The sequence below is a fragment of the Corallococcus macrosporus DSM 14697 genome (assembly GCF_002305895.1).
GTDB lineage: Bacteria > Myxococcota > Myxococcia > Myxococcales > Myxococcaceae > Myxococcus > Myxococcus macrosporus.
In genome coordinates, this window is record NZ_CP022203.1 from 8,132,100 (window position 1) to 8,157,835 (window position 25,736).

Below are 25,736 nucleotides of genomic sequence, written 5' to 3' on the forward strand. Positions count from 1 at the left end.
GGACGCGTCATCGTGAGCCGACTCATCTGGAGCATGGGATTCATGGGATTGGCGCTGGCCTGCGCCCTGGCGTCCTGGCTTCACCGGCCGGTGGAGCTTCCACCCCGGGCCGAGGAAGCCGCGCCGCCCGAGCCACACGTCCAGGCCCTGACGCCTCGGCCAATCCCTGTCACGCCCCGACCCTCCAAGCCGGCCCTCCAGGCGCAGCCGGAGGTCCGTCCCGGCGTGGCCCTCACCTCGGGACCCGACGCGGAGCGGCCCGCGCGCTCCCGGCGCACGCCTCCCGCCCAGCGCCTGCGATTGGTGACGGCCCTGCGCGGCACGTACACCGCGCCTGATGACCGCCGGGACGCGGTGCTGGCGGAGCTGACGGCCTCGGGCGAGAGCCACGCCCCCTGGACGGAGCAGGCCCGGGCCGCGCTGGCGCAGTGGCATGCCCAGGTGGAGGCCGACGTGCTGCCCGTCCAGGCCGAGCCACCGCGCTGCTTCGCGGCGGGCTGCGTCGCGCGCGTCACCTTCCCGGACGGCGACTCGTTCCAGGAGTCCTTCCGCCGCACCGCCGACCTCCAGCTCGGCGAGGGCACCACGCACATGCAGCTTCCGCCCGAGCGCCGGGCCTCGGGCGAGGTCGTCGCCGCGTGGCTCGTCCTGCGCCCCGCCACCCCGTGACGCCACACCCCTGTCACCCCGCAGTACCTCTCCAAGGAGCACCCAACCATGAAGCTGGAAATCCCCTTCAAGCAGTCCCTGCTCGCCGCCAGCGTGGCCGCCCTGCTCGCCGGCTGCGGCACCCCCGTCGAGGAGGAGGCCCCCGTCACGCCGGAGGCCGCCGCGCTGGAGAGCAGCGAGGAGGCCCTGTTCAACGCCCTCCCCGCCTGCGAGGAGCCCGAGGAGCTGGAGCACGTCGTGGAGCACGCCTGCTACCACGCCGAATACGGCCCCTTCGAGCCCGTCACCGCCGCCGCCCTGGGCACGCCCGTCCTGGTGGACGTCAGCCAGGCCCACACCGCCTACCAGGTCAGCCTGCCGAAGCGCTCGCCGTTCAACTACGCCGGCCGCGTCTCGTTCCTCCCGGACGAGTCGGGTGAGTTCGCCTTCATCCTGTCGCGTCAGCGCGGCCTGCGCATCTTCGAGGCCGCCACCGGCACCGAGGTGGCGCGCGAGTGCCGCTACACCGTCCCCACCGAGGTCTGCGGCAGCCTGAAGACGGCCTACATCGCGGACCTGGAGGCCGACACCGAGTACTACCTGGAGTTCCGCTCCATCCTCCCCTCCAACGCCGCCTTCACCCTCATCATCGAGGAGGCCGGTCACCACCACTGACCTGACGGGCGACGCGCTTTCCAGGCCCACGGCGGGAGCTTCCTCCTCCCGCCGTGGGCCTTCGTCCATGCACACCTGAACATCAAATGCACTTGAGTTGCATTTGAATCCAGGAGACATATATGAAGCACCTCATGCGCCCGACCCTCCGAGTCCTCCTCCTGGCCGCGTGTGCCGCGGCGGCCGCCGCCTGTGGCGGTGACGAAGACCCCAAGCCCGTCGAACAGGGCGACCCCTGCGAGCCCAACGGCCACATCCACCGGGAGCCCACCGGGGACTGGTGCCACTGCAACAAGGGCTACCTGGCCGCCGAGGATGGCCTGGCCTGCGTGCCGGACCCGGACTACGTCCCCAGCGAAGGCTTCGACTTCGGCGACAACGGAGAGCACGCCTGCTGGCACGTGACGAACGGCCCCTTCGTCACCGTCAACGCCACCGCGGCCCGCCACCCGCGCGTGGACGACTTCCACACCTACTACACGGTGAAGCTCCTCCCGGAGAACGGCCAGTACGTGGGGACCTTCAGCTACAAGGCCTTCACCACCGGGAACTTCGTCGTCTACCTGAGCAGCCCGGACGTGCCCGTCACCCTCACCGAGACGGCGGTCAGCACCACCGTGCCGCAGGCCGGCGCCCAGGCCACCGGCGGCTCCTGCGACGCGCTGAAGCACATGGTCGGCTACGAGCTGACGGACCGCGTCCAGTACACCCTCCAGCTCGGCCCCACGTCCCTGCCCGAGCTCAACATGGTCATCGAGCACGTCGAGTAACGCCTCCAGGACGGGCCGACCTTCCACGTTATTGCAACTAAGTTGCGTTTACGTCATGACTGGCGACTGCCGGTGCTCGCGGGTTCGAGCCCGGCTCACGAAAGGAAGCCTCATCATGAAGCGGACTCTTTGCAGTGCCCTCCTCGGCCTGTCGCTGGCGGCTTGCGGCCCCATGGACGAAGCAGCACCGGACCTCACGTCGGAGCAGGAGCAGCCCCTGGAGGCCACCTGCACCAGCGTGGACAACACGGCCATGACGACGCATGCGTGCGCCCACGCGTCCAATCCGGGCGACAACGTGAACGTGAATGGCACCAGCGGCGCCCCCAACATCAGCACCCAGCACAAGCACTACACCGTGGCGCTGTCCGGCAGCGGCACGGGCACGGTGACGTACATCCCGGTGGCCCGGACGTCCACGACCTCCGCCGTGGAGTCCGTCGCGTTCTACACCACGCAGAACGTCACCATCACCGCGGTGGACACGAGCGTCACGCCCAACGTCACGCTGACGGCGCTGGTCAGCACCGACGGCATCACCGAGGGCACCTGCGCCCTGCACCACGCGCGGGTGTTCGACCTCCAGGTCGGCCACACGTACGAGCTGAACATCGCCACGTCCCCCGCCACCACCTCGGTCGGCGTGGTGCCCGAGTACCTGTATGACAACCGCGGCCGCTACTACCGGGACGCGGACGGAGATGGCTACGGCGCCAGCAGCCCGCTCTACCGCTTCGCGTGTGAGGCGCCCGCTGGCTACGTCACCCAGCGCTTCGACTGCGACGACACCAACCCCGCCATCTTCAACTGCTAGCCAGCCCGTCACCCTTCGGGTGCCATGGGCCTCACCGCAGCCCCTCCACCGGGGCGCCCCGCTCACCTCGGGGGGCGCTCCGGCCTTTCTCCCCGCACACCCCACCAAGGCCCTCCGATGCGAACCGCCGCCACCCTCCCCCTGCTCGCCACCTGCGCCCTGCTGGCCCTGGCGGGCTGTGACAACAAAGACCCCGTCCCCCCGGCGCCGCGGCCGGACGCGGGCACCCGCCCTGACGCGGGGACCGGGCAGGACGCTGGCACCGAGCAGGACGCCGGCACCGAACCGGATGGGGGGGCCGTCCAGGGACCCGCGGTCATCAACTCCACGCCGTCGGAAGGAGAGACGAACGTGCTGCCCGTGGAGCTGTTCAAGACGGAGGCGACGACCACCGGCGTGCGCAAGCGCGTCACGCTCATCTTCGATACGCCCATGGACACCACGGCGGCGGAGGTCACGCTCATCGACCGGACGACTCCGACCAACCCCCCACGCACCCTGACGGGCACCTGGCTCGAGTACGGCCTGATGCTGCTGGTCGACATCCCTCGGCCCGAGTCCGACCTGCCCCCGCTCGAGGAGGAGACGGCGTACACCCTGGAGCTCAGCGGGCTGAGGAGCGCGGAGGGCCACCCGGTGGACACCTCCCACGCCGGGCTCGGTGATGGGCGGCTGGACTTCACCACCGGCCGGCGAGACGGCGCCACCGAGCACGCCTGCGCCCACGCGCTGCTGGAGAGCCCGGTGCCCGTCACCGCGAGTGCCTCCCCCACCATCTACCCCGCGACGGACGCCTCCCACGAGTTCTACGCGCTGACGCTCCCCGCCAGCGGCGCGTCCTTCCTGGGCTACACGGAGGTCGTGTCGGGTGAGAGCCGGGATGAGCCCGTCGTCCTGTACCTCAACCACCCCGTCCCGGTGACGGTGCACGACACGACGGAGGGCGAGGACGCCGTCGCCTCCACGCTGGAGCCCGCCCGCCCCGTGTGCCTGGACGCCATCTCCCACACGCTGAAGTTCACCGCACCCGGTGGCGACCGCTTCCTCCGGCTCACCTTCGGCCCGACGGCGCTGGAGACGTTCACCTTCGTCTTCGAACGCTACTGAGGCAGGGCCCGGAGACGGGAGTCGGGAGGAGGGACATGGCGGGGCGAGGTTCGATGAAACCATGGCCCCGCCCGCCGCGCTCACTCCACCCGCTTGCGGCGGCGTGACACGATGCGGCTCAACGCCACCTCGGTGATGCCCAGGTAGGCCGCCACGTCCCGCTGAGGGACACGGCCCTGCAGGTGGGCATGCCCCTGCCAGAAGCGCTCCAGGCGCTCCTCCGCGGACAGGTCCAGGAACTCCTGCTCGCGGCGCTCCTTCAGGATGTAGTGCTGCTCCGCCACCCGGCGGGCGAGCTGGGCCCAGCAGGAATGTCCGGCCTCCAACGCCCGCAGGTCCCGCGCCAGGAACACCAGCACCTGGCTGGGCTCCAACGCCTCGATGGCCGTCATGGACGGCAGGCCCTGCAACATCTCCGCGTAGGCGCCAATCAGCTCGCCCTCGGCGCGGAAGGCCTTGATGGACTCCTCCCCCTTCGGGGACACGCGCACCGCACGGAAGACGCCCTGGAGCACCAGCGCGAAGCGGTCCGCCGGGTCGCCGGGCCGCAGGAAGAGCGCCCGCTTCTCCAGCGACTGCTCGCGCGTCAGCGCCTCCGCCTTCAGCCATTCACTGGCGGGGAGCGGGGTCAGCGCGGTGATGTGCTCGAAGAGCTGGGGGTATCTCACTCGGAGGCGCCTGGGGTTAACCCAGGTTAAGGCGGCCTCCCCGCTGGCGCCATACACCGGCGGCATGAGCATCAACGTCTATGCCATCGCGACGCCCTTCGTCATCGTCCTGGCGCTGGGGGAGTTCGCCTACTGCGTCATCCGGCGCAACGGGTACTACGCCTTCCAGGACTCCATCGCGAGCATGGGCACCGCGGTGCTCAACCAGTGCGTCAACGTGGCGGTGGCGCTGCTGGTGCTCCCGCTCTTCATCCAGCTCGGGCAACTCGCGCCCTGGCGGCTCGGCGCGTCCTCGCCGCTGGAGCTGGTGGCGCTCTTCCTGGGCGTGGACTTCCTCTTCTACTGGTTCCATCGCTTCGGCCACCGCACCAACATCGGCTGGGCCGCGCATTCGCCGCACCACTCCACCGAGGAGCTCAACTACGCGGTGGCCCTGCGCGCCAGCGTGACGCAGCGCCTCTTCTCGTTCCTCTTCTACTGGCCGCTGGTGCTGGTGGGCTTCCCGCCCGAGGCCGTGCTGGCCATGGTGGCCTTCCACCTGGTGCTCCAGTTCATCCCCCACACGCGCGTCATCCCCAAGCTGCCCCGGTGGATTGAGTCCTGGCTCAACACGCCGTCACACCACCGCGTCCACCACGCGCGCAATGACGTCTACATCGACAAGAACTACGCGGGCTTCCTCATCATCTGGGACAAGCTCTTCGGCACCTTCGAGGAGGAGAAGGAGGCGTGCTCCTACGGCCTCACCTCCCCGCCCAACACCTGGGACCCCACGGTCATCAACTTCCAGGCGTGGGCGAAGCTCGTCGGCGACGCGCTGGCCACCAAGAGCCATTGGGACCGGCTGCGCATCTGGGTGATGCCCACCGGCTGGCGGCCCGCGGACCTGCCTCCGCGTCCCTCCGTGGGCTGGCAGAAGGACGGCGTGGAGCTGAAGTTCCAATCCACCGAGCTGCCCGGCACCCGGGCCTACCTCGTGTTCCAACTGCTGGCGGCCATGCCCTTCATGCTGCTGGTGAGCCACCATGCCTCGCCGCTGTCCGGCTGGCAGAAGCTGGTGCTCAGCCTGCTCTTCTGGGCCATGGCCACCGCGTGGAGCGGGATGCTGGAGTCGCGGCGCTGGAGTCTGCCGCTGGAGCTGGGGCGGGTGCTCGCCATGGGTGTGGCGGTGACGTGGTGGCTGCTGCGGTCGCCAGCGCCCCAGAGCTGGAGCGCGCTGTGCGCGGGGTGGTTGCTCGCGTCGCTCGTCTGGCTGCTGGTGGTGCGCACCGCGGCGCACACCGCCACGCCCATGCCGCAGGGCACCCGCTGAGTTCGCGTCAGGCGGGCTCCCACGTCCCCGCGAAGGCCGTGTAGCGGCGCACGTTGAGCGTCAGCGCCCGGTACACCTGTGTCTCGGGCGTCAGCTCCGCCGGCTCGCCGCTGGCGGGCACCGTCACGCGGTCGAAGTGCGCGCCCTCGAACCAGCGGTGCGGCTGCACCTCCACGATGAAGCGGCCGCCCTCGTCGAGCTCCACCGCGATGGGCACGAAGTCCACGCGTTGCAGCTCCACGGGCGGCGGGAAGTCCAGGGCCACGCGGAACGGGACCTGCGCCTCCTCCCGGGACGCGGTCCCCTCCAGAATCATGGACCGGCCGCCCAGCACCGCGCCCTCCGCGCCCAGGGCCCGGGACGGCGGCTGGAGCAGCAGCGAGAAGGAGCGCGCCAGTCCGGCGATGCCCGGCGAGCGCCCCAGCTCCCGCACCTCGCCCGCCTCCGCCAGCAGGTCGAACACCACCTCGCGGTCCCACTCTCCCAGCACCGTGCCGCCGGAGAAGAAGTGCCCGTCGTGGGCGTGCGCGCTGGGCAGCAGCCACTGTCCCAGCCGCCGCAGGACGCGCGGCGCCGAGGCGGTGGGCTCCAGCGGCGAGGCGTTCTCGAAGATGTAGATGGGCCCCAGCACCATCAGCCCGGACGACAGGCGGACGCGCCAGCCGGTGTCGGTGGTGAACTCGCCGAGCGCGTCCTCCCCCGGCGCCCTCGCGGTGCGCAGGCCCATGCGGAAGGTGACGCTGCGGCCTCCCGTGCCGGAGAGGCCACAGGCGGACGCGCCTCCCACGAGCGCGGTGCCCAGCATCAGACTGAAGGCGCGACGGGTGGTACGCAACGGGGACGTCATGGCGAGTCCTCCTGGAGGTCCAGGTGCAGGGTCAGCGTGCCCATGAAGGTGCGGGGCGCGCCCGCGGTGAAGTGACGCGTGGCCATCAGCGATGGCGGCGCGTCCGGGCCGCGGAAGTTGGAGACGAAGTTGAACTCCGACTCGCGCCAGCGCGTGTCGAGCAGGTTCTCCACCGACAGGCCCAGCTCCACGGCCTTCCATCGGGCCCGCGTGCCCACGTCGAACAGGAAGACGGGCGCGCTGTAGCGGTCCAGCGGCAGGGGCCGGGGGCCGATGGCGCTGTGGCCCAGGGCCACGTTCCAATCCACCAGTTGGCCCGCGACGCGGGTGGTGCCGCGCAGCGACGCGTCCACCCGGCCCAGCAGCTCCGGGATGTAGGGCATCACCGCCCCGTCCCACAGCTTCCACGCCGAGGCGCCGGGCACCGGCAGCGTGGCGCGGGCCCAGGCCAGCGAGGCCTGGACGTCCACGCGGTTCCGCAACGTCCCGCGCGCGCTGACGAAGGCGCCCAGCCGTTGCGAGGCGCCCACGGGCTGGTTGCGGCCCACCGCCTCGTCGAAGACGAAGTCCTGCGACACGCGCGTGGCGAAGAAGGCGCCGCGCGCCTCCAGCGACAGGGGCCCGTCCATCCGCCAGCCGAGCCCCGTCTCGCCCGAGGCCACGCGGGCGTAGGGCGCCAGCTCGGCGTCGGACAGCGCGGCGGCGTCACTGGAGCGCGCGCCCAGGCCCGCGCTGGTGAGCCAGGTGAGCCGGGGCGTCAGGCGAACCTCGGCGGAGGCGCGGGGGCTGGCGAAGAAGCCGTAGGCCTCCAGCGACTCGTCGGGCAGCCGGGGGCCGTCGCGGTCCTCGACGGGCCGGTTGTGGTCATCCACGCCGAAGAGGAAGGTGTCCAGGCGCACGCCGCCGCGCAGGGTGAGCCACGACAGGGGGGCGACTCGCAACGAGGCATAGGCGCCCAGGTTCGTGGTGCGCACCTGGTTGTCGAAGACGGTGGCGTAGGGCACGCCGCCGCGGTCCCGCAGCCGGCGCGAGCGCGTGCGCACGTCGTCGTAGCGGGCCACATAGCCGAGCTCCAGGGGCTGCGGCTGTCCCAGCAGCGTGAGCCCCGGCGTGTAGCGGCCTCGCAGGCCCACGGTGGAGCCGCGGTAATAGCCCTCCGTGTTGTCACCGCGCTGGGTTTCGCCGTCCGGCGGGGTGGTGTCCTGGAGGAAGCCCGTGAAGTTGTCGCGGATGCGCGTCTGCCGCAGGATGACGTAGCCCTGCTGGACGAAGCGCCCACCGTTCTTCAGCCGTGACTGGAGCTCGGCGGAGAGGATGTGGCGCTGCCCCGCGCCGCCCTGGTTGGGGTCATAGGAGCAGAAGAACTGCGAGTCCGCGTCCGTGGCGCACGGCAACCGGGTGTCCACGACGTCCGTCTCCCGCACCACGCCCGCGGAGGCGAAGCGCGAGCCATAGCTGGTGCCGAACAGGCGCAGCCGCGACTCGTCGCCCACGCGCAGCTCCACCTGCGCCATGGCCCCCGCGTTCGAATAGGAGCGGTTGGGGCCGAAGCCGTGCCCCTGCCGCAGCAGCAGCCCCACGAAGGTGGCGTCACTGGCCTCCGGCGGGCCCCACAGCAGCGACAGCCGGCGCGCGGCGAAGCTGCCCGTGGCGAGGGACGCGGTGAGGCCTCGCCGCGCCAGCCCGAGCTGATACTCCACGGTGCCCGCCACGCCGAAGTCGCCCTGGGACGGGTCATAGGGCCCCTCGGTGACGCGCAGGGACTCCACCAACTCCGGGATGATGAAGTACGTGTCCGCGTAGCCGTGGCCGTGCGCGTGGGACACCTCGTTGAGCGGGACGCCGTTGAGGCGCAGCTCCACGTCCTTGCCTTCGCCCGCGTCGAAGCCTCGGATGTAGATGCTCTCCGCGTGGCCCTCGCCGCCGTGGTTGGCCAGCATGACGCCGGGCGCCAGCAACATCAGGTCCGACGCGGAGCGGCGCGGCACGTCCGCGAGCTGTCCCACCGGAATATGGAAGTCGCTCACCGCCACCGGCGGCGGCGCATGAGCGGCGCCGCGGACCGTGGTGGAGAAGGACGGCGGCGCTTGCGCGTCCTGCCCGGTGGCGCCCGACGCCTCCGTGCCAGCCGGCGCCGGCCCACCTGGGACGCCCTGATGCTGCGCCCCGGCCTGGGTGGCTCCACCGAGGGCTCGCGCGTCTCCCGCTCCGTGCCCCACTGCCGCGCCCGGAGGCTCGGCGCCATCCGCCACCGGCTCGATGTGGTGACCATGCACCGGGGGCACGAAGGTGACGGGCACGTCCACCCGCACGTCGATGGCCTCCGTGCCGCGCCGGGCCGGCTGGAAGCGCCAGCGCAGCGCGGCATTCATCGCGGCGCGATCAAACGCAACGCCAGCGGACTGCCGCACCTCCACCTGGGACACCTCGCCCGCCCGGTCGATGGTGAGCCGCAGAAGGACGGTGGCGGGGACCTCGGGCGGAGGCACGTCCGCGGGCAACACGGGCCCCGGCGCCTCCAACGGAACGGGTGGAGTCACAGGCAATTCGCCCGTGGCGCTCAACACACAGAGCACCAGAGTCGGAATCCACACGGCTGACGACCTCTCTCGGTTCCGGCGCGACCCACCCGACGGCGGGCATCATGCATCCGGGTTGCATCCACACCCCAGATACACCACAGCTCCAATTGACTCGCAACCATGTTGCAATTAACTACCCATTGCATGAATACGCAGCGGCGACAGTCCCGGAAGTGGTGGTGCGCGGCCCTGGTGGCCTGGGGCCTGGCGGGCACGGCCTGTGACAACGTGGCCACGGGCGACGTCCAGGTCACGATGAGCGGCGGTGATGGCACGCAGCGTGGACTTCCGGACACGCTCTTCCAGGACGGCTGGTCCATCCAGTTCACCCGCTACCTGGTGTCCCTGGGCGACGTCACCCTCACCTCCGCGTCCGGGGAGACGCACACCAGCAGCCGCCATGTGCTGGTGGACGTGCAGAAGGGCGACATCCCCCTGGTGGACTTGACGGGGGTTCCGGCGGGCCGCTGGGACGTGGGCTTCCGGGTGAGCCCTCCCGAGGCGCGCACCGAGCTGGCGGACGGACAGGTCTCCGCGGAGGACCTGGCGATGATGCGCGAGCGCGGCTTCAGCTACTACGTGGAGGGCCACGCGACGAAGCAGAACGAGCCCGTGCTGCGCTTCCGCATGGGCTTCCCCGTCAACGCGCTGATGAACAACTGCATCAACGGCGCGGACGGCACGCAGGGCATCGTCGTGCCCGAGGGCTCCATCGCCCGGCCCGAGGTCACCATCCACGCCGAGCACATGTTCTACGACAGGCTGGGCACGCACCGGGGCGTGCAGCTCCGCTTCGAGGCCATCGCGGCCACCGCGGGCGAGGACCACGTCGTCACCCCCGAGGGGCTCGCCACGCAGGCGCTCACCGACCTCCGGGACCGCGACGGCAACGAGCTGCGCGACGCCCAGGGCCAGCCCGTCATCTACCAGCCCGGCGCGTATGACGTCCGCACGCTCCAGGAGTTCATCACCCAGAGCGTGGTGGACCAGGCCCACCTCAACGGCGGCGGCGTCTGCACCGTGGTGAAGTGACGGCGGCTCAGGCCGACATGGGCGCGGGGGCCCCGTCCGCCTCGCTGGCATGGCTGACGGGCGGCCGTGCGTCCGCCCGCCGGGGCAGGCAGAGGCGGAAGGTGGTGCCGCCGGCTTCCGAGGAGCGCACCGTCAGCCGCCCCCGATGCGCCTCGACGACGGCGCGGGCGATGTAGAGCCCCAGCCCCAGGCTCGTCCGGGCCTGCGCCCGCGAGGCGTCCCCCCGGCGGAAGGGCTCGAACAGGTGTGGCAGCAGCTCCCGGCGGATGGGCGCGCCCTCGTTGTGGACCTCCAGGAAGACGACGTCCGGCTTCTCCCAGGTGGAGAGGCGGACGTCGGACGACTCCGGGCTGTACTTCAGGGCGTTGTCCAGCAGGTTGGCCACCACCTGGGCCATGCGCTCCAGGTCCCAGACGCCGTGCAGGCTGTCGCGCGAGAAGTCGCACCGGATGAGGCGGCCCGGGCGGGCCACCTGCAGCTCGTCCGCCACTTCGCGGCACACCTCGTTGAGGTCGCCCGCCCGGGGCATGACGGGCATGCCGTCCCCCAGGCGAGAGCGGGTGAAGTCCGTGAGCAGGTCCACGATGTGCTGGATGCGCTCTCCCGAACGCGCCACGCGCTCGAAGGCCTTCTGCTGCGCGGGCTCCAGCGCCCCGCTGGAGAGCTGGCTCTTGGCCGTCGTCAGCACGACGGACAGGGGCGTGCGGAGGTCATGGCCGACGATGCCCATGAGCTGCTGCTCCAGCTCGGAGGCGCGCTGCGCCGCCTCCTCGGCCCGGCGCCGCTCCACGAGCTCCACCGCCTGCCGCTTCACCTGCTCACCGCGCACGTACAGGTCCACGAAGACCTGCACCTTGGTGCGCAGGATGTCCGGGTCCACGGGCTTGAGCAGGTAGTCCACCGCGCCCTGGGCGTAGCCCTTCGTGATGAAGGCCGCCTCGCGGTGGAGCGCGGTGATGAAGAGGATGGGCAGGTAGCGCGTCCGCTCGCGCGCCCGGATGAGGCGCGCGGTCTCCAGCCCGTCCAGCCCCGGCATCTGCACGTCCATCAGGATGCAGGCGAACTCTCCGCGCAGCAGCTCGCGCAGCGCCTCCTCGCCGGAGCGGGCCAGCACCAGCTCCTGGCCGAGCGGCTCCAGGATGGCCTCCAGGGACAGCAGGTTGGCGGGCGTGTCATCCACCAGGAGGATGCGCGCGCGCGGCGTGTCATCCCCGGGTGGGTCTCGGAAAGCGGAGTGCGGCATCGAATCCTGGTGTGGGGCGGGAATGGAGCGGCCTCCGCCGGCCGGCCCGTCCGGGCCTGACCGCTGCGTGCCACGTCTCCACAACAGCCCCCGGGACGGCCACGTTCCAGCACGTCAGGCCGAAGCGGCGCGGCGGGCGGCCGGCGGCGAACACGCCACCGGCCCCCTCCTCCTGATGTCTGGGAGACGGCCCTCAGGCTTGCGGTGGCTCACCGCGCCTGGCGGCGACTTCCTTGCGGACCTGCTCCATGTCCAGCGCCCGCACCTGCTTGAGCAGGTCCTCCAGCGCGGCGGCCGGCAGGGCCCCTGGCTGCTCGAACAGGAGAATCCCGTCACGGAACACCATGAGCGTGGGGATGGAGCGAATCTCGAACGCCCCGGACAGCTCCTGCTGGGCATCCGTATCAATCTTCCCGAAGACGATGTCCGGATGTTTGTTCGAGGTCTGCTCGAAGATGGGCGCGAAGGCACGGCAGGGGCCGCACCACGACGCCCACCAGTCCAGGATGACGATGCCCTCCTTGGACACCGTCTCCTTGAAGTTGTCCTTGGTGATTTCGACCGCCGCCATCAGGTCCTCGCTTTCAGCGAACGTCCAGGAGCTCCACCTCGAACAGCAGGGTGGAGTTGGGGGGAATAACGGGCGGGAACCCGCGCGCGCCATAGCCCATCTCCGGGGGGATGGTGAGCTTGCGCACGCCGCCCACCTTCATGCCGGCCACGCCCTTGTCCCAGCCCTCGATGACCTGCCCGGCGCCCAGGCGGAACGTGAAGCCCTGGCCCCGGTCCCGGCTGCTGTCGAACTTGGAGCCGCTGGTCAGCGTCCCCACGTAGTGCACGGTGACGGACTTACCGGACGTCGCCTCGGCGCCGGTGCCCACCTTCACGTCTTCCACATTCAAACCCATCCAACACTCCTCTGCCTGCGTGAAAGGACGGCACCTTAGCGCGCCCGCAGCGCCCGTGCCCCCCTTGAAAGCACGGCGGCGCGGGCCCGTCCGTTATCGGGCACCGCGCCGCCGCTTCCAGGTTGAGTCACCAGGGGCTTCGGGTCCGCGTCAGAAGGTACCGCCGATGCTGACCGTGCCCTGGTAGCTGCCGCCTCCCTCGAAGTCACCGCCGGCGGGGTCGATGCCCGGGGCGAAGTCCTTGTCGAAGAGGAAGTTGTAGTTGGCGCGCGCGTCCACGACGAAGTGGCCCACGTGGCCTCGCAGCCCCAGCCCCGCGGGCACGTTGCCCACGGTGTCATCGCGGTACCCCAGGGACTCGCCGCCCCGGAAGTTGTAGTCGTTGATACCGATGCCGCCCAGCAGGTACGGCTGCCACGCCGTGGGCGCGATGCCCAGCGTCAGGACGGCCTGACCGCCGTTACGGACCAGGTCCGGACCGCTCGCGCCCGTCTCCGCGTTGCGGATGTTGTTCAGCGCGCCGGTGTAGCCCAGCTCGAGCCCCAGCACCTTGGACGGCTTGATGGCCGCGCGAACACCCGCCGTGGCGCCAGGGCTGAGCTGCGGAGCCAGCGCGCCGGTGTAACCCTCCACACCACCGCCCAGCATCACGGAGAGGCCCTTCATCTTGTTCTTGTCCTCACGCTTCTCCACCTCCAGCGGCTCGGCGCGCTCGGCCGACGGCTGGAAGCTGGAGGGCGGCGGCGTCGTGGCGATGCCGCTGCCGCCCGTGGCGTCCTCCGGAGGCGGGTACGCGGACTCCGGCTCCGGGTAGACAGGCTGCGTGGAGGGCTGCCCGCTGCCGCCCGTGCCCATCGGCGGCGCCGGCGGCACCACGAGCTGCTCGCTGTCATGCGTGCCCTGGGGCGCGGCGGGAGGCGGCGTCATGGACTCCTGGCCGCTGCCTCCCATGCCCTGCTGTCCGCTGCCTCCCATGCCCTGCTGCTGCCCCACGGGCTCGCAGCGGACGGGCACGTTCATGTACACCTCGCCCTGGGCGCCCGAGGGCTGCTGGCCGCTGCCGCCCATGGCCGCGTCGTCCATGCCCTGCGTGCCACTGCCACCAGTGCCCATGCCGCCCTGCTGACCGGAGACGTCGGGGACGGGCTCGGTCTCCAGGATGATGACGTCATCCTCCTGGAGCATGTCGTCCCCCATCAGGTCATCCTCCTGCGACTGGGCCACCATCGTCCCTTGCTCGCTCTGGCTGGTGCTGGCCTGCGGTGGCGGGCAGTCGCCGTCATCGGCAACGGCGACGCCTCCGTACATGAGCGCCGCGACGGCGCCCGCCAGAATCTTCGCTTTCATCCATGCCTCCATCGTCGAGTGGCAGACATGAAGGTTGTTTCCCGCGCGACATCCGGCAAGGCGCGGCAACGGCGCTCACCCCCGGGGGTAACTGCCCGGGGAGCAGCCCACCGGGCGTGGTGGGCTGCCCACACCTGTGCGATGCGGGCAGCGGATGACCGCGTGCTACCCCTGCCGCATCCACTCCGCGCCGGTGACGACGGGGAGCTGCAGCGCGCGCTCGCGGTCCAGGTCCAGGTTGCCGATGTGGAGCGACAGCGGAGACTGCACCCACTTGTAGATGGACTGCTGGAAGAGGCGGACGAACTTCTCCACGTAGCCGCCGAGCCGGGCCGCCTCCACCTCCGGGAACATGGCGGTGAGCGCCTGGAGGATTTCAGCGGGCGTCAGCTTCTCACTGCCGTACAGGTAGAAGCAGGCGTCCAGGATGGGAAAGGGCATCAGCTCGTCCTCGCCCACCTGGTCATGCGCCAGCTCCGGCCCCGCCGGCCTGGCCAGCACCCTGCGGATGCCTTCGTACCCCGTGGTGTCCTGGAGGTAGTCGAGCAGGTACATCACCACCGTCTTCGGGACGTTGGCGATGACGGCCAGCGCGCCCATGAGGTCGCCACCGATGGTGGTGTAGCCCACGGACTTCTCGCTCATGTTGCCCGTCTGCAGGAAGAGCCCGCCGCAGGAGTTGCTCCAGTTCCACATGCGCTGGGCGCGCAGGCGGGCCTGGATGTTCTGCTCCGTAATCGGCGTGACGTCCTTGCCGCCCAGCATCGTCCTGGCAACGTCGCGCTCGCGCTCGAAGGCCTCGTCGATGGAGACCACCTGGAAGGCCACGCCCAGCTCGCGCGCAATCGTCTCCGCCGCCTCGCGCGTGGCGTCGCTGGAGTAGCGGCTGGGCATGTAGAACGCCTGGATGAGCGAGCCGGGGTCCTCCGGCCGCGCGCGCTTCGCGTAGCGGTGCGCGATGAGCAGCGTCAGCAGGGAATCCCGCCCGCCCGACAGCGCGATGCCCAGCACCTTGAAGGCGCGCGTCTTCTCGAAGTAGTCGCCCACGCCCAGGGCGAGCGCGTCCAGGATGTCCTCGCACAGCGCGTCCCGCGCGGTGCGGCGCGTGTCCGGGGACGGCAGGAAGAAGCTGCGGTGCGCGGGCACCGGGTACTTCAGCGACTCGCGCCGCGTCCGCACCGCCTGGGTGCAGTCCAGCACCGGCACGGCCTGGCCACCGCTGGCGAGCCACGACTCGCGGTCCACGCGCCAGGTGGTGGCCTCCGCCCGCAGGCGCAGGGTGCGGTCCAGGTCCACCACCGCGGACGCGTAGCCTTCCTGGAAGCGCGGCGTCTCCATGATGTGGCGGCCGTTCTGGTTGAGGAAGCCGCCGCCGTCGAAGATGAGGCCGTCGTTGCTGCCCACCGCGTTGCAGTAGGCGATGGTGCACTGGTGGTCCGCCGCGCGGGTGGCGATGAGCTCGCGCCGCGTCTCCACGAAGCCCAGCCGGAAGGGGGACGCGGACAGGTTCACGACCAGCTCCGCGCCGGAGTACGCGCGCCGCCGCATGGGGCCGTCCGGGCTCCAGATGTCCTCGCACACCTCCGGGGCCACCACGCCGAAGTCGAAGCGGAACAGGTAGTCCCCCAGCGGCACGCCCCGGTGGACCTCCGCCATGCCCGGCTGGCCCCGGCCGAAGGTGCGCGCCTCGTAGAAGACGCTGTAGGTGGGCAGCTTCTCCTTCGGCACCAGGCCCAGGATGCGGCCGCCGGCCACCACCGCCGCGCAGTTGAGGCGCAGGCCCTGGTGCGCCACGCCCACGCCCACCACGAAGACGGTGGACAGCGACGCCGTCTCACGCGCGAAGCGCTCCAGCTCCGGCCACTGGCGGTCCATGAAGCCCTGCCACTGCACCATGTCCTCCGCCGGGTAGCCGGCGATGACCTGCTCCTGGAAGACGCCCAGCGTGACGCCCTCCGCCGCCATCTTCCCCGCCAACGCCAGCGCCCTGTCCGTGTTCCGGGTGAAGGCCCCCACGGTGGTGTTCACACTGGCAAGCCCGAGCTTCACGAGCCGCATGGTTGTTGCTCCCGTCCCTTTCGATGACGCGTCCGGCGCGCAGCAATGCGCGGCCCGCCGGACAAGGCAAGCGCAACCCGCTCAGTTCAAGGGGCCGGTGGGCCGCAGGGGCTGGAGCCTGCCGATGAGCGCCCCCACGTCCTCCAGCACGCCCTCCAGGCGCTTGCGCACGTCCAGCTCCGCCAGCAGCGCCTGCCGCCGCTCGGGCTCTGGGATGACGGCGGAGGCCACCACGTCCGCGAGCATGCCGCCCTGGGCCCGCGCGGCCACCGGCAGCAGGTTCTCCGCGAAGGACGGCGGGACACGGCCGGCCAGCTCGAAGACGGCCTGCCGGAGCTGCTCCTCCTCCGGGCCCTCGTAGGGCACGTCCGGCAGCGCCTCCGCGAGCACCTCGCGGTAGGCCTTCTCCGTCGTCAGCTCGGACGTCATGCGGACGCGGCTCACGCCCTGCAGGAGGATGTTGTAGCGCCCCTCCTCCACCTGTTCGTCCCAGACGATGACGCCCGCGCACATCATGGGCAGCATGGGCGGCTTGCCCCCGTAGTTGCCTTCCCAGCCCGGCTCCAACTGGGACAGCGCCAGGACGCGGTCCCCCGCCAGCGCGTCCCGGACCAGCGCCCGGTAGCGCGGCTCGAAGATGTGCAGCGGGATGACGGTGTGCGGGAACAGCACCGCCGACGGGAGGGGGAAGACCTTCAGCGCGCTGGCGGCACGCTCGATGCGTTCTTGAGCGGTCATGGGGGGCACCTTGGAGTGATAAGCCCGGCTCCCCCCAGCCGCATTCCTAACGATTCCGGGAATGATACGCCCGGGCCCCACCATGCGCGGGAGAAGCCGCGCCAGTCCCGCGTGACAGCGCATGGTGTCGGAATGGAAACACCGCCGCGGGTGCCCCAGAACGCCCGGACCTCCTCGGGCTGGAGGCCCTCCCTGGCGGAGCCAGGCCCCTCCCCGAGGCGGCGGCTGGAACACCCCTTGAACCCATTGATTCAATCCCCCGGTTCCGCGGGTCGCGGTGTCGAGGGTGGGGGCGTAGGATGCCGCGGGTGCTGCGAACCCATCCGGTGGACGTCCTCTTCGCGGGCCTGTCCCGCCGCGCCCGGCTCTTCTCCCAGGGCTGGGGGGATGAGGCGTTCCTCGAAGAGGTCGCCGCGGCCGCGCCGTTCCAGGAGCGGCCTTTGCCCATCGCGCCGGAATGGAGCGCGCCCCGGCTCCAGCGCGGCCTGCGGGTCCGGGATGGGACCTTCCCCTCGCCGCTGGCACGGCTCGACGTGGCGGCGCGCACGGCCCATGTGCGGTGGCTGAGCGCGGGGCAGGGGCCCTCGCGCGGGGCCTGTGTCGTGCTCGCCGCGTCCCGCGAGGAAGGCTTCTCGCTGCGGGAGCGCATGTACGCGCCGCTGGCGCGGGAAGGGCTGGACCTGTTCCTGCTGGAGAACCCCTATTACGGCCTGCGCCGGCCCGTGGGGCAGAAGGGCGGCGCGCTGCGCACCGTCAGTGACCACGTCTTGATGAACCTGGGCATGGTCGACGAGGCCCGCGCCCTGCTCGCGTGGCTGCGCGGCGAAGGGCACGCGCGCCTGGGCGTGGCGGGCTACAGCATGGGCGGCTACATGGCGGCGCTGACGGCGGCCGTCGTGCCGGAGCCGCTCGCGGTGGCGGCGCTCGCGGCCGGTGCGTCGCCCGTCCCGGTCTTCACGCAGGGGCTCTTGTCCTGGTCCATCGCCTTCGCGCTGCTGGATGGCCCCCGGCGCGACGCGGAGCAGGCCCGGCTCCGGCTGGGCAGGATTTTCGACCTGGCGAACCTCACGCGCTTCCCGCCGCCCCGGCAGCCGGAGGCCGCCGTCCTCGTGGCCTGCCGGCGTGACGGGTTCGTGCCCGGCGACGAAACGCTGGCGCTGCACGCGCACTGGCCCCGGAGCGAGCTGCGCTGGGTGGACGCCGGGCACGTCACCGCGCTCTTCACCGAGCGCGCCGCGCTGTGCGCCGCCATCCGGGATTCACTGGCGCGGGTGGACGCCGCCGCGTGAGCGCGCGCCCCGGAGCGAGGGCTGCCGCGGTGCTACATGACTCTGGGATTCACTGGCGCGGGTGGATGGCTCAGCGTGAGCGCACGCCCCGGAGCGAGGGCTGCCGCGGTGCTGCATGGCTCCGGGATTCACGGGCGCGGGTGGACGCCGCGGCGTGAGCGCGCGCCTCAGTGACGCGCGCCGCCGACGGCCGCCGCGGGTGACGCGTCTGCCCCGCTCGGCTCCGCTCCCGCCGCCAGGGCCGCGTCCACCGTGCCCATGAGCACGTCCGGGCGGACCGGCTTCTCCAGCACCCGCAGGGGCACGGAGTCGATGAACGCGCGGGACTCCGGCGTATAGGCCCCGCCGGAGATGAACACCACCCGCGCGGCCTGGTCCGGCGCATGGGCGCACAGGTGCTGGTAGACGGCGGCGCCGTCCGTCTCCGGCATCTGCAAGTCACACAGGATGACGTCGAAGCGGTGGCCCGCGTCCACCAGCGCCAGCGCCTCGCCGCCGCGCGTGGTGGTGACCACGTCATGGAAGGGCTCCAGCAGCAGCCGCATGGACTGCGCGAGGCGCGGCTCGTCGTCCACCACCAGCACCCGGCCGCGCCGGGCCCCGGGCGGCGGCTGCGGCGGGCTGACGCGCGGCAACGGCCGAGGCGGCGCGGGCGCCTGCACCCGCGCGGGCGGCAGCAGCACGCTGAAGACGGAGCCCCGGCCGGGCTCACTGCGGACCTCCAGCTCGCCCCCATGCGCGCGGACAATCTGCTGGCAGATGGCGAGCCCCAGCCCGGTGCCCTCCCCGCTGGACTTGGTGGTGTAGAAGGCCTCGAAGATGCGCGGCAGCACGTGCGCGGGAATCCCCGCGCCGCTGTCCACCACGTCCACGCGGGCCCGCCCGGAGGCATCCGTGCTGGTGCGCACGCGCACCTCGTTCAGCGACGGGTTGCCTTCCGGGATGGCCTGCATCGCGTTCACCAGCAGGTTCAGCAGCACCTGCCCCAGCCGGGCCTCGCTGCCCGACACGCGCGGCACCGGCCCGAACTCCTCCACCAGCCGGGCGCGGCCGCGCAGCGCATGGCTGATGATGCGCACCGCGGGCGGCACCAGCGCGTTGAGGTCCACCAGCCCCCGGTCCTGGTTCTCCTGCCGGCTGAACACCTGGAGGTCCCGGACGATGAGGCGGATGCGCTCGGCGCCCTCCAGCGCGCCCCGCACGCTGGACATCGCCTCGCGCATGCCCGTCATCCCGCCCTGCGTCAGGCCACGCTCGGCGGCCTCCAGGTTCAGCACCAGGTAGGCCAGCGGGTTGTTGATTTCGTGCCCCACGCCGGCCGCGAGCGTCCCCACCGCGGCCACGCGCTCGGCGGCCACCAGGCGGGCCTGGAGCTCCTTGGTGGCGGAGATGTCGCGGTGGGTGGCCACGAAGTGGGTGGTGTCCTCGCCCGTGGCGCGCACCGGGGACAGCAGCACCTCGCTCCACACGAGGTCGCCCTCCTTGCGCGTCAACTGCACCTCCGCGAACACCGGCTCGCCCGCGAGCAGCGACTGCCGCGTGCGCTGGCGGAACTCCGGCCCCTGCGCCCCGTAGAGCGCGCACGGGTCCTGCCCCACCAGCTCCTCCAGCCGGTACCCCAGCAGCGAGCACAGGGCCTGGTTGGCGAACACGGTGCGCAGCGCGCCCCCACCGCGGACCTCGGCGATGAGGACGCCTTCGTGCACGCTGCGCACGGTGGTGCCCAGGAGCTGGAGCTGACCGATGGCGCGCTGCCGCTCGGTGCTCGCCGCCGCCAGCAGCAGCCCCGTGACGGCGTTGGTGGCGATGAAGAGCTGCAACACCAACAGGTCCTGCGTCAGGTCATCCGTGGCGAAGGGCCCGTGCCCCCGCGCGGTGCCCACGATGGAGGCGGCCGAGATGCACAGCGTGGCCGCCGCCGCGCCCCGGGGACCGAAGCGCAGCGCCGCCCAGGCGGACATGGGGAAGAGGAGGAAGGTCGCCGCGTGCGCCGCGCTGTGCGGCAGCTCGGGCATGAAGAAGATGGCGCCCCCCAGCACGGTGGTGAGGCTCGCCAGCACCACCGCCTCTCCGCCCCGCCGTGGCCACGCCCAGCGCCGGAACAACATCAGCGGCGGCGCCACCACCAGCACACCCATCAAGTCCCCCACCCACCACACGCGCAGGCCCGCCGCCAGGGAGCTCCAGGGAACCCGCCCGCCCAGCACGAGGCTCGCGGTGCCCACGACGGCGCTCACGCCCAGGCACAGGGCGCCCGCTCCCGCGCACAGCGCGACGACGTCGCGGATGCGCTCCAGCCCCTTGTCGAAGCCCACCCACCGCAGCAGGCCCAGGCCGAGCACCGCCGCCAGCGTGTTGCCCACCCCCACGCCAAGCGCGGCCGCGGCGGAGGCGCCCGACAGGAACGCCATGAGGGACGCGCCCACGAAGACGCCGGGCCAGCGCGACACCCCCAGCACCCCCAGCGCCGCCAGCGCCACGCCCGCGGGAGGCCAGGCCGGGCTGATGTTGCCCACGCTGACCACCTTCTGGCCCAGGGCGCCCGCCAGGAGATACACGACGGCCAGGCCCAGCATCTCCAGCAGATGCCGGCCTTGGACTCCACGTACGGTGGCTCGGAGCAGCCCGAAGATGACCCATCCCCCCGACACCCGCCCGCCGACCCGGCGGGTATCTGAGGGCCATGCTAGCCGGGGCACCCGCGGTAATGCACCTGCCCCCGGGTTGGCGGGAGGGCAAGCGTCCAGGAGCCGATAGGCGAAGTGCAATGGTTTCGGAACTGGCCCGTAGGAGAGGACAAGGGGGTCACCCGCACCATGTCGCGTCCCGCAATCGCAGCCCTGCTGTCTTTCCTCATCCCCGGCGTGGGGCAGATCTACAACGGGGACCTGCTCCGAGGCCTGTTCTGGCTCATCATCACCCCGGGCTTCTGGATTGGCACCGGTGGGTGTCTGGGCTGGGTGTGCCACATCGTCGCCGCTGTCACCGCGCACAACCGCGCCGAGGACAAGGAGAAGTTCAGGGTCACGGTCGTGTAACGCGGCCCCGGCGTCATCCCCCGGTGACGGCGACGCGCTCCCAGCCAGGCGGATAGTGGGTCACCACCCCATCCGCGTCGACGTCCACCTCCGCGACGAAGCGGCCGCCGTTGCTCTCGTAGCGGTAGCGCGTCTCGGCCAGCCGCGTGTAGCGCTGGGGCAGCACCTCCAGCGCGAGGCTCGGGATGCGAAGCCACGCGGCGCGCACGTCCGCCGCCTGTCCCACGGCCAGCCCGAGCCGGCGGATGGGCAGCGTGTTGGTGGACGGCGTGCACGCCACGTCGATGTCCGGGCAGCCCCGGAGGTGGGCCACCTCTTCGTCGCCCTTCCACCAGCGCCGCTCCCCGTCCACGCGGAGCTGGAGCCGGGCCTCGCCGTCTCCGTTGCGCCGCAGCACGTGGACCGTCTGCGTCTCCCACGCCGCGTTGGTGGTGACGGTGTACTCCACGAAGTGCGGCAGCCCGCCATCCACGAACACCACCGAGCCCGCGAGCACCCAGCCCTCTGGACGCGCTCGCAGCTCGAAGTACTCACTGCCGGGAGACAGCAACCGCCGCCAGACCAACGCGCGAATCCCGTGATGCGATACCTCGGCGTTCATGGGCCTTCCCTCCTGTTCAAAGCGTCAGGGCCTGGCGTCCCGCAGCGCGGACAGCAACTCCGCCGCGGTGGCGGCCACCGCGCGAGCGCCATGGGCTCGCAGCTCGTGCACCTCCCGGAAGCCCCAGGCCACGCCCACGGCGTACATCCCCGCCGCGCGCGCCGTGTCCATGTCGATGGACGAGTCCCCCACGAAGGCGCAGGCCGAGGGCGGCACGCCCAGCTCCGAGGCCAGCGCCAGGGCCGCCGCCGGGTCCGGCTTGCGCGGCAGCTCCGGCCGCTCGCCGTACACGGCCGCGAAGGGCACCCGCGGCAACAGACGCGCGACCAGCCGCTTCACGAAGCCGTCCGACTTGTTGCTGAGCACCGCCAGCCGCGCGCCCTGCTCCGCCAGCGCGGCCAGCAGCTCCGGGATGCCCGGATAGTGGACGGTGCGGTCGAAGAGGTGGTCGTCGTAGTAGGCCTTGTAGGTGGCCAGCACCGGCTCGATGAGCGCGTCCTGGCCCGCGGGCACCGCGCGGCGAATCAACTCCCGGACACCGCTGCCCACGAAGCGCAGGTAGGCGGACTCCGGGTGGGTGGGCAGGCCGTGGTGGGCCAGCGCGTGGTTCGTCGCGTCGGCGATGTCCCCCAGCGAGTCCACCAGGGTCCCATCCAAGTCGAAGATGACGGCACGGAGCAGCATGAGCAGGGGTCCTTCTTCCCGGAACGAAAACGCCCTGGCCACGAGGACCAGGGCGTCGCGGGGCTGAGCGCCCTCTTCTCACCTGGAAGCTACGGGGTGGCCTTGGCGCTGGCTTCCTTCTCAGCGTCACCGCCACCGGCCGTAATCACCGCGAAGTTGATGTTGTTGTAGCCCGCCGTGGCGCAGCTGAACATCACCCGCTTGATGATGGAGTACTCCACGTCCTTGTGGGCCTGGATGTTGATGTCGCCCTTGAAGGTGTTGGCCGTGTCCTGCGCCATGGAGTGGAGGTCCTCGTACTGCTTCTTCATGTCGCGGAGCTTCTCCTCCAGCGACGGGATGTTGAGGTACTCGTCCTTGGTGAAGTCCTCCACCCGGCCAATGATGGTGCCGGAGACGCTGATCTGCTCGCCGGAGACCATCACCACGGGGTGCATCTCCACTTCCTGGACGTTGACCGCCTCGGGAAGCTCGATGTCCTTGGTCATCATCAGCACCTCGCCCGTCGCGGAGAAGTTCGCGATGAGGAAGAGCACGATGATGATGAACATGTCGACCAGCGGGGTGATGAGCAGGTCGGAGTAACCGCTCTTCTTCGCGGTCGCGCCGTGCCCGAACACCTTGGAGTGCTGGAGCCGCTTGCCGTATCGCTTGCCTGGAACCTGAATGGCCATGACGTGTCGTGTGCTCCGTGAGCGGCTAGCCCATCGCCGCGGACACCGACACCTGGGGCAGCCCCGCGCCGATGCACTCGTCGATGATGCGGACCAGGTCCTCGTAGCGGACCTTGTCTTCAGGCTGCAGGGTGATGGCGGACTGGTCCGGAAGCTGCGCCTTCAGTTCCTTGAAGCGCGCCACCAGCTTGGACAGGTCCGTCTTGCCCTTCGCGTCCTTGGTGAGGGGAATCGGCTCGAAGGCGCTCTGGTCCGCGGACAGCCGCAGCTCCGTGGGCGTGATGAGCAGGTTGAGTTGGACCGTCTTGGTCTGCTCCTCCTGCTGCTGCTCCTCCTCCGTGGAGGGGCCACCCGCCTGCGAAACCTGGAGCCGGCCAATCTGGGTCCAGACCGCCGTCATGATGAGGAAGCTGATGGTCACCGCCATCAGGTCGATGAAAGCCGTGAGGTTGATAGAGGTGTCGAGCGACTTCTTGCCGCCTTTCCCTCCACCTGTGTCCATTCCGCCGGCCATGGCGTTCTTCTCCTTCGGCCGCGCTCACTGAGCGCCGGTGAGACTGATGGGAGCGCGCCGCGCGTCCCCACACCCGTGGGGACAGGACAGCGCGCCCGGACTCCGGGTTCCCGAAGGACTTCCTACTCGTCGTCGCGGGCCGACGTGGGGACGTTCAGGTTCTTGAACTTGTCCTTGTTGGCCACGATGAGGTTGAGGACGGAGACGCTGGTCTCGTTGATGTCGTTGATGAGGCTCTGCGTGCGGCCCGTCAGCACGGAGAAGGCGATCAGCGCCGGGATGGCCGTGAGCAGACCGAAGCCGGTGCAGTTCATGGCCTCGGAGATACCGTTGGCGAGAATGGTCGCCTTGTCGGCCGGGTTCACGTTGGCCACGGCCTCGAAGCAGGCGATGAGACCGGACACCGTCCCGAGCAGCCCGGCGAGCATCGCCGCGTTGCCGAGCATGGCCAGGTAGCCGGTGCGGGCTTCAATCTTCGGCGTCTCGCGGAGGCTGGCCTCGTCGAGCGCGGCCTGGACCTCGTCGTTGCCCTTCGGAACGTTCATCAGGCCGGCCTTGATGACGTTGGTCAGCGGCGTGGACTTCTGGCCGGCCACGTAGTTGATGGCCTTGTCCAGGTCACCGGCGTAGATGTGCTTCTTCAGGCCGCGCAGGAAGGCTTCCTTGTTGATGGAGGCCTTGCCGAAAAGGATGATGCTGCGCTCGACCATGATGGCGAGTGCCACGATGAGGCAGGCGGCAATGGGGTACATACCCCACTGGCCGGCCTCCCAGCGCATGGCGACTTCTTCGAAGAAGCCCCGCTGAGGGCCGCCGACATTCGCCAGCACGGTCAGGTTCGTCACAGACGCCAGGTTCATCGAGTGTTGCCTCCACAGGCAGCTTGGCCCGCTCCAGCGGACCTTCCAGACCTGACGTCCCCCCGAGCGGACGGTCCACCCGGTTGGGCGGCAGGAATGGATGTTGAAAACGGTGTGCCGACTTTAGGAATGGGCGTCTGGGGTGTCAAGGCAGGCCCAGCGCCGTTAAGTGCTGAAATCTCACAGGAATTTTGCGCTCAGCCCCCTCTTGCCAGGCCGGACTCCAGGCAGCATTGCGGGCATTTTGGGGGGTATTCCCAAGTGCCTCCGGATGTGACACCGCGCTTGCTTCCTGGGTTTCGTCGCGCGTGTTAAGGCCGGAGTCATGGCGAGGAAGCGCATTGGCGAGCTCCTGTTGGAGCAGCGGGCGATCAGCGTCGCCCAGCTCGAGGCGGGGCTCGCGGCTCACCGGAAATCAGGACAGCGGCTGGGGGCCACCCTCATCGCGCAGGGGGCGATCACGGAAGCGACGCTCGCGGGCGCGCTGAGCCAGGCCCTGGGCATGCAGCGGGTGGACCTCTCCGCCACCACGCCGGAGTGGGCGGCGGTGCACATGCTGCGCGCGCGCTTCTGCGAGCAGCACGACCTGTTCCCCATCGCGCTGGAGAGCGTGGGCGGCCGCAAGCAGCTCGTGGTGGCGATGAGTGATCCGCTCAACGTGACGGCGGTGGAGGAGATTGAGTTCACCACCGGCCTCAAGGTCAGCCCGCGCGTGGCGCCGCTGTCCACCGTGCGCGGCGCCATCCTCCGCTACTACCACAAGGTGCCCGTGGCGGCGCCCTCCGCCACCCGCCCCGTGGCGCCCGCCAGGCCCGCCGCGAAGCCGGTGAAGGCCGCGCCCCCCGCCGCGGCACCTCCGCCCGAGGACGACGAGGAGGTCATCATCGGCGAGGAGCTGCCGCCCGGCGAGGCGACGCAGCGCACGTCCCTGGCGGAGCTGATCCGCGCGCGTGAGGAGCAGAGCAGGCAGAAGCGCGGACAGGGCGGCGCCGCGAAGCCCAAGGCCGCCGCGGCGAACGCGGGCGGCGTGCTGGACGACCTGGACTACCTCTTCGGCCAGGCGCGCGAGGACCCTGACCGCATCGAGGAGCTGGAGCGGAAGTTCTGGGCGCTGATGCGCATCATGGCGCGCAAGGGCCTGCTGACGAACGAGGAGTTCACCCGCGAGCTGGACGACGAGGACAAGGCCAGCGGGGAGTCGTGAGCGCGCGCCGGGCCGGGAAGCGTCCGGCCCATGGCGTGCGCCGCACCTCCTGGAGCGCCGGAAAGCGGTCGCCGCTCCATCGGAGCAAGTCGCCCCGTGCGCGCGAGGCACCTGCCTGCATGC

The 25,736-nt window shown here is 71.0% G+C and carries 25 protein-coding genes; 10 read left to right on the forward strand and 15 right to left on the reverse strand.

Translation table 11 applies throughout. From position 1 onward, the window contains the following. The first annotated feature begins 12 nt into the window (after nt 1–12). The 5 genes from MYMAC_RS32980 (at nt 13) to MYMAC_RS33000 (ending at nt 4,014) form a co-directional block, all read left to right on the forward strand. Nucleotides 13–669, forward strand: a complete 657-nt coding sequence (locus MYMAC_RS32980) for a hypothetical protein (RefSeq protein ID WP_239989166.1) — start codon at nt 13–15, stop codon at nt 667–669. 48 nt (nt 670–717) lie between these two features. Further along, on the forward strand, nt 718–1,323 hold the full coding sequence (locus tag MYMAC_RS32985) for a hypothetical protein (protein WP_013937523.1): 606 nt from the start codon (nt 718–720) through the stop codon (nt 1,321–1,323). Nucleotides 1,324–1,457: 134 nt separating this feature from the next. Then, a complete protein-coding gene (locus MYMAC_RS32990; protein ID WP_239989167.1) occupies nt 1,458–2,093 on the forward strand; it encodes a hypothetical protein in 636 nt (211 codons plus the stop codon). 115 nt (nt 2,094–2,208) lie between these two features. After that, the gene (locus tag MYMAC_RS32995) at nt 2,209–2,907 is read left to right on the forward strand and encodes a hypothetical protein (protein WP_050989155.1); all 699 of its coding nucleotides are present in this window, start codon (nt 2,209–2,211) and stop codon (nt 2,905–2,907) included. 117 nt (nt 2,908–3,024) lie between these two features. Beyond that, the gene (locus tag MYMAC_RS33000; protein WP_095960943.1) at nt 3,025–4,014 is read left to right on the forward strand and encodes a hypothetical protein; all 990 of its coding nucleotides are present in this window, start codon (nt 3,025–3,027) and stop codon (nt 4,012–4,014) included. A gap of 80 nt (nt 4,015–4,094) precedes the next feature. On the opposite strand, the gene MYMAC_RS33005 is transcribed toward MYMAC_RS33000, so the two are convergent. After that, nucleotides 4,095–4,682, reverse strand: coding sequence for a Crp/Fnr family transcriptional regulator (locus MYMAC_RS33005; RefSeq protein ID WP_013937519.1), 588 nt, complete (start codon nt 4,680–4,682; stop codon nt 4,095–4,097). A gap of 64 nt (nt 4,683–4,746) precedes the next feature. Here MYMAC_RS33005 and MYMAC_RS33010 point away from each other — a divergent pair, with 64 nt between their 5' ends. Continuing rightward, entirely contained in the window at nt 4,747–5,994 is a 1,248-nt protein-coding gene (locus MYMAC_RS33010; protein ID WP_095960944.1) for a sterol desaturase family protein, read from the forward strand. A 7-nt stretch (nt 5,995–6,001) separates the two neighbouring features. Here MYMAC_RS33010 and MYMAC_RS33015 read toward each other — a convergent pair whose 3' ends face one another. Then, nucleotides 6,002–6,841 (reverse strand): hypothetical protein, encoded by an 840-nt coding sequence (locus MYMAC_RS33015; protein ID WP_013937517.1) that lies wholly within the window; start codon nt 6,839–6,841, stop codon nt 6,002–6,004. Then, a complete protein-coding gene (locus tag MYMAC_RS33020; protein WP_095960945.1) occupies nt 6,838–9,435 on the reverse strand; it encodes a TonB family protein in 2,598 nt (865 codons plus the stop codon). Before MYMAC_RS33020 ends, MYMAC_RS33015 begins: the two co-directional genes overlap by 4 nt. Nucleotides 9,436–9,567: 132 nt before the next feature. Between MYMAC_RS33020 and MYMAC_RS33025 the strand changes: the two genes are divergently transcribed. Further along, on the forward strand, nt 9,568–10,455 hold the full coding sequence (locus tag MYMAC_RS33025) for a hypothetical protein (protein ID WP_239989168.1): 888 nt from the start codon (nt 9,568–9,570) through the stop codon (nt 10,453–10,455). A 7-nt stretch (nt 10,456–10,462) separates the two neighbouring features. Here the strand turns inward: MYMAC_RS33025 and MYMAC_RS33030 are convergent, their stop codons facing one another. The 6 genes from MYMAC_RS33030 to MYMAC_RS33055 form a co-directional block, all read right to left on the reverse strand. Further along, complete coding sequence (locus MYMAC_RS33030; protein WP_095960947.1) at nt 10,463–11,698, reverse strand: hybrid sensor histidine kinase/response regulator; 1,236 nt, start codon at nt 11,696–11,698, stop codon at nt 10,463–10,465. Between the two features lie 193 nt (nt 11,699–11,891). After that, nucleotides 11,892–12,269, reverse strand: a complete 378-nt coding sequence (trxA, locus tag MYMAC_RS33035) for a thioredoxin (protein WP_013937513.1) — start codon at nt 12,267–12,269, stop codon at nt 11,892–11,894. Between the two features lie 13 nt (nt 12,270–12,282). After that, nucleotides 12,283–12,606 (reverse strand): FKBP-type peptidyl-prolyl cis-trans isomerase, encoded by a 324-nt coding sequence (locus MYMAC_RS33040; RefSeq protein WP_043710096.1) that lies wholly within the window; start codon nt 12,604–12,606, stop codon nt 12,283–12,285. Nucleotides 12,607–12,756: 150 nt separating this feature from the next. After that, on the reverse strand, nt 12,757–13,953 hold the full coding sequence (locus MYMAC_RS33045) for a hypothetical protein (RefSeq protein WP_204817124.1): 1,197 nt from the start codon (nt 13,951–13,953) through the stop codon (nt 12,757–12,759). Between the two features lie 165 nt (nt 13,954–14,118). Beyond that, complete coding sequence (nadE, locus tag MYMAC_RS33050) at nt 14,119–16,011, reverse strand: NAD(+) synthase (RefSeq protein ID WP_095960949.1); 1,893 nt, start codon at nt 16,009–16,011, stop codon at nt 14,119–14,121. Between the two features lie 81 nt (nt 16,012–16,092). Beyond that, nucleotides 16,093–16,749 (reverse strand): LON peptidase substrate-binding domain-containing protein, encoded by a 657-nt coding sequence (locus MYMAC_RS33055; protein ID WP_013937509.1) that lies wholly within the window; start codon nt 16,747–16,749, stop codon nt 16,093–16,095. Nucleotides 16,750–17,048: 299 nt separating this feature from the next. Here MYMAC_RS33055 and MYMAC_RS33060 point away from each other — a divergent pair, with 299 nt between their 5' ends. Continuing rightward, nucleotides 17,049–18,038: an alpha/beta hydrolase family protein gene (locus MYMAC_RS33060; RefSeq protein ID WP_013937508.1), complete on the forward strand. Its 990-nt coding sequence runs from the start codon at nt 17,049–17,051 to the stop codon at nt 18,036–18,038. Between the two features lie 167 nt (nt 18,039–18,205). Here the strand turns inward: MYMAC_RS33060 and espC are convergent, their stop codons facing one another. Continuing rightward, on the reverse strand, nt 18,206–20,614 hold the full coding sequence (espC, locus tag MYMAC_RS33065; protein ID WP_204817888.1) for a serine histidine kinase EspC: 2,409 nt from the start codon (nt 20,612–20,614) through the stop codon (nt 18,206–18,208). A gap of 240 nt (nt 20,615–20,854) precedes the next feature. Here espC and MYMAC_RS33070 point away from each other — a divergent pair, with 240 nt between their 5' ends. After that, nucleotides 20,855–21,076 (forward strand): DUF5683 domain-containing protein, encoded by a 222-nt coding sequence (locus MYMAC_RS33070; protein WP_043712729.1) that lies wholly within the window; start codon nt 20,855–20,857, stop codon nt 21,074–21,076. 13 nt (nt 21,077–21,089) lie between these two features. Here MYMAC_RS33070 and MYMAC_RS33075 read toward each other — a convergent pair whose 3' ends face one another. The 5 genes from MYMAC_RS33075 to MYMAC_RS33095 form a co-directional block, all read right to left on the reverse strand. Beyond that, a complete protein-coding gene (locus MYMAC_RS33075) occupies nt 21,090–21,677 on the reverse strand; it encodes a putative glycolipid-binding domain-containing protein (RefSeq protein ID WP_095960951.1) in 588 nt (195 codons plus the stop codon). Between the two features lie 24 nt (nt 21,678–21,701). Next, nucleotides 21,702–22,361: an HAD family hydrolase gene (locus tag MYMAC_RS33080; protein WP_095960952.1), complete on the reverse strand. Its 660-nt coding sequence runs from the start codon at nt 22,359–22,361 to the stop codon at nt 21,702–21,704. 89 nt (nt 22,362–22,450) lie between these two features. Then, nucleotides 22,451–23,035 carry an ExbD/TolR family protein gene (locus MYMAC_RS33085; RefSeq protein ID WP_013937503.1) on the reverse strand — a complete coding sequence of 195 codons (585 nt, stop codon included), beginning with the start codon at nt 23,033–23,035 and terminating at the stop codon, nt 22,451–22,453. 25 nt (nt 23,036–23,060) lie between these two features. Further along, nucleotides 23,061–23,549: an ExbD/TolR family protein gene (locus MYMAC_RS33090; protein ID WP_013937502.1), complete on the reverse strand. Its 489-nt coding sequence runs from the start codon at nt 23,547–23,549 to the stop codon at nt 23,061–23,063. A 122-nt stretch (nt 23,550–23,671) separates the two neighbouring features. Next, nucleotides 23,672–24,409: a MotA/TolQ/ExbB proton channel family protein gene (locus MYMAC_RS33095; protein WP_013937501.1), complete on the reverse strand. Its 738-nt coding sequence runs from the start codon at nt 24,407–24,409 to the stop codon at nt 23,672–23,674. A gap of 325 nt (nt 24,410–24,734) precedes the next feature. On the opposite strand from MYMAC_RS33095, the gene MYMAC_RS33100 reads away from it, so the two are divergent. Further along, nucleotides 24,735–25,613, forward strand: coding sequence for a GspE/PulE/PilB domain-containing protein (locus MYMAC_RS33100; protein WP_013937500.1), 879 nt, complete (start codon nt 24,735–24,737; stop codon nt 25,611–25,613). Nucleotides 25,614–25,736: the final 123 nt, after the last annotated feature.

Excerpts from the sequence above, each read along its gene's own strand:
- MYMAC_RS32985 (WP_013937523.1), top strand. The coding sequence starts at position 718 with ATGAAGCTGGAAATCCCCTTCAAGCAGTCCCTGCTCGCCGCCAGCGTG.
- MYMAC_RS32990 (WP_239989167.1), top strand. The coding sequence starts at position 1,458 with ATGCGCCCGACCCTCCGAGTCCTCCTCCTGGCCGCGTGTGCCGCGGCG.
- MYMAC_RS32995 (WP_050989155.1), top strand. The coding sequence starts at position 2,209 with ATGAAGCGGACTCTTTGCAGTGCCCTCCTCGGCCTGTCGCTGGCGGCT.
- MYMAC_RS33000 (WP_095960943.1), top strand. The coding sequence starts at position 3,025 with ATGCGAACCGCCGCCACCCTCCCCCTGCTCGCCACCTGCGCCCTGCTG.
- MYMAC_RS33010 (WP_095960944.1), top strand. The coding sequence starts at position 4,747 with ATGAGCATCAACGTCTATGCCATCGCGACGCCCTTCGTCATCGTCCTG.
- MYMAC_RS33015 (WP_013937517.1), bottom strand. The coding sequence starts at position 6,841 with ATGACGTCCCCGTTGCGTACCACCCGTCGCGCCTTCAGTCTGATGCTG.
- MYMAC_RS33025 (WP_239989168.1), top strand. The coding sequence starts at position 9,568 with ATGAATACGCAGCGGCGACAGTCCCGGAAGTGGTGGTGCGCGGCCCTG.
- MYMAC_RS33030 (WP_095960947.1), bottom strand. The coding sequence starts at position 11,698 with ATGCCGCACTCCGCTTTCCGAGACCCACCCGGGGATGACACGCCGCGC.
- trxA (WP_013937513.1), bottom strand. The coding sequence starts at position 12,269 with ATGGCGGCGGTCGAAATCACCAAGGACAACTTCAAGGAGACGGTGTCC.
- MYMAC_RS33040 (WP_043710096.1), bottom strand. The coding sequence starts at position 12,606 with ATGGGTTTGAATGTGGAAGACGTGAAGGTGGGCACCGGCGCCGAGGCG.
- MYMAC_RS33045 (WP_204817124.1), bottom strand. The coding sequence starts at position 13,953 with ATGAAAGCGAAGATTCTGGCGGGCGCCGTCGCGGCGCTCATGTACGGA.
- nadE (WP_095960949.1), bottom strand. The coding sequence starts at position 16,011 with ATGCGGCTCGTGAAGCTCGGGCTTGCCAGTGTGAACACCACCGTGGGG.
- MYMAC_RS33055 (WP_013937509.1), bottom strand. The coding sequence starts at position 16,749 with ATGACCGCTCAAGAACGCATCGAGCGTGCCGCCAGCGCGCTGAAGGTC.
- MYMAC_RS33060 (WP_013937508.1), top strand. The coding sequence starts at position 17,049 with ATGCCGCGGGTGCTGCGAACCCATCCGGTGGACGTCCTCTTCGCGGGC.
- espC (WP_204817888.1), bottom strand. The coding sequence starts at position 20,614 with ATGCTGGGCCTGGCCGTCGTGTATCTCCTGGCGGGCGCCCTGGGCCAG.
- MYMAC_RS33070 (WP_043712729.1), top strand. The coding sequence starts at position 20,855 with ATGTCGCGTCCCGCAATCGCAGCCCTGCTGTCTTTCCTCATCCCCGGC.
- MYMAC_RS33075 (WP_095960951.1), bottom strand. The coding sequence starts at position 21,677 with ATGAACGCCGAGGTATCGCATCACGGGATTCGCGCGTTGGTCTGGCGG.
- MYMAC_RS33080 (WP_095960952.1), bottom strand. The coding sequence starts at position 22,361 with ATGCTGCTCCGTGCCGTCATCTTCGACTTGGATGGGACCCTGGTGGAC.
- MYMAC_RS33085 (WP_013937503.1), bottom strand. The coding sequence starts at position 23,035 with ATGGCCATTCAGGTTCCAGGCAAGCGATACGGCAAGCGGCTCCAGCAC.
- MYMAC_RS33090 (WP_013937502.1), bottom strand. The coding sequence starts at position 23,549 with ATGGCCGGCGGAATGGACACAGGTGGAGGGAAAGGCGGCAAGAAGTCG.
- MYMAC_RS33095 (WP_013937501.1), bottom strand. The coding sequence starts at position 24,409 with ATGAACCTGGCGTCTGTGACGAACCTGACCGTGCTGGCGAATGTCGGC.
- MYMAC_RS33100 (WP_013937500.1), top strand. The coding sequence starts at position 24,735 with ATGGCGAGGAAGCGCATTGGCGAGCTCCTGTTGGAGCAGCGGGCGATC.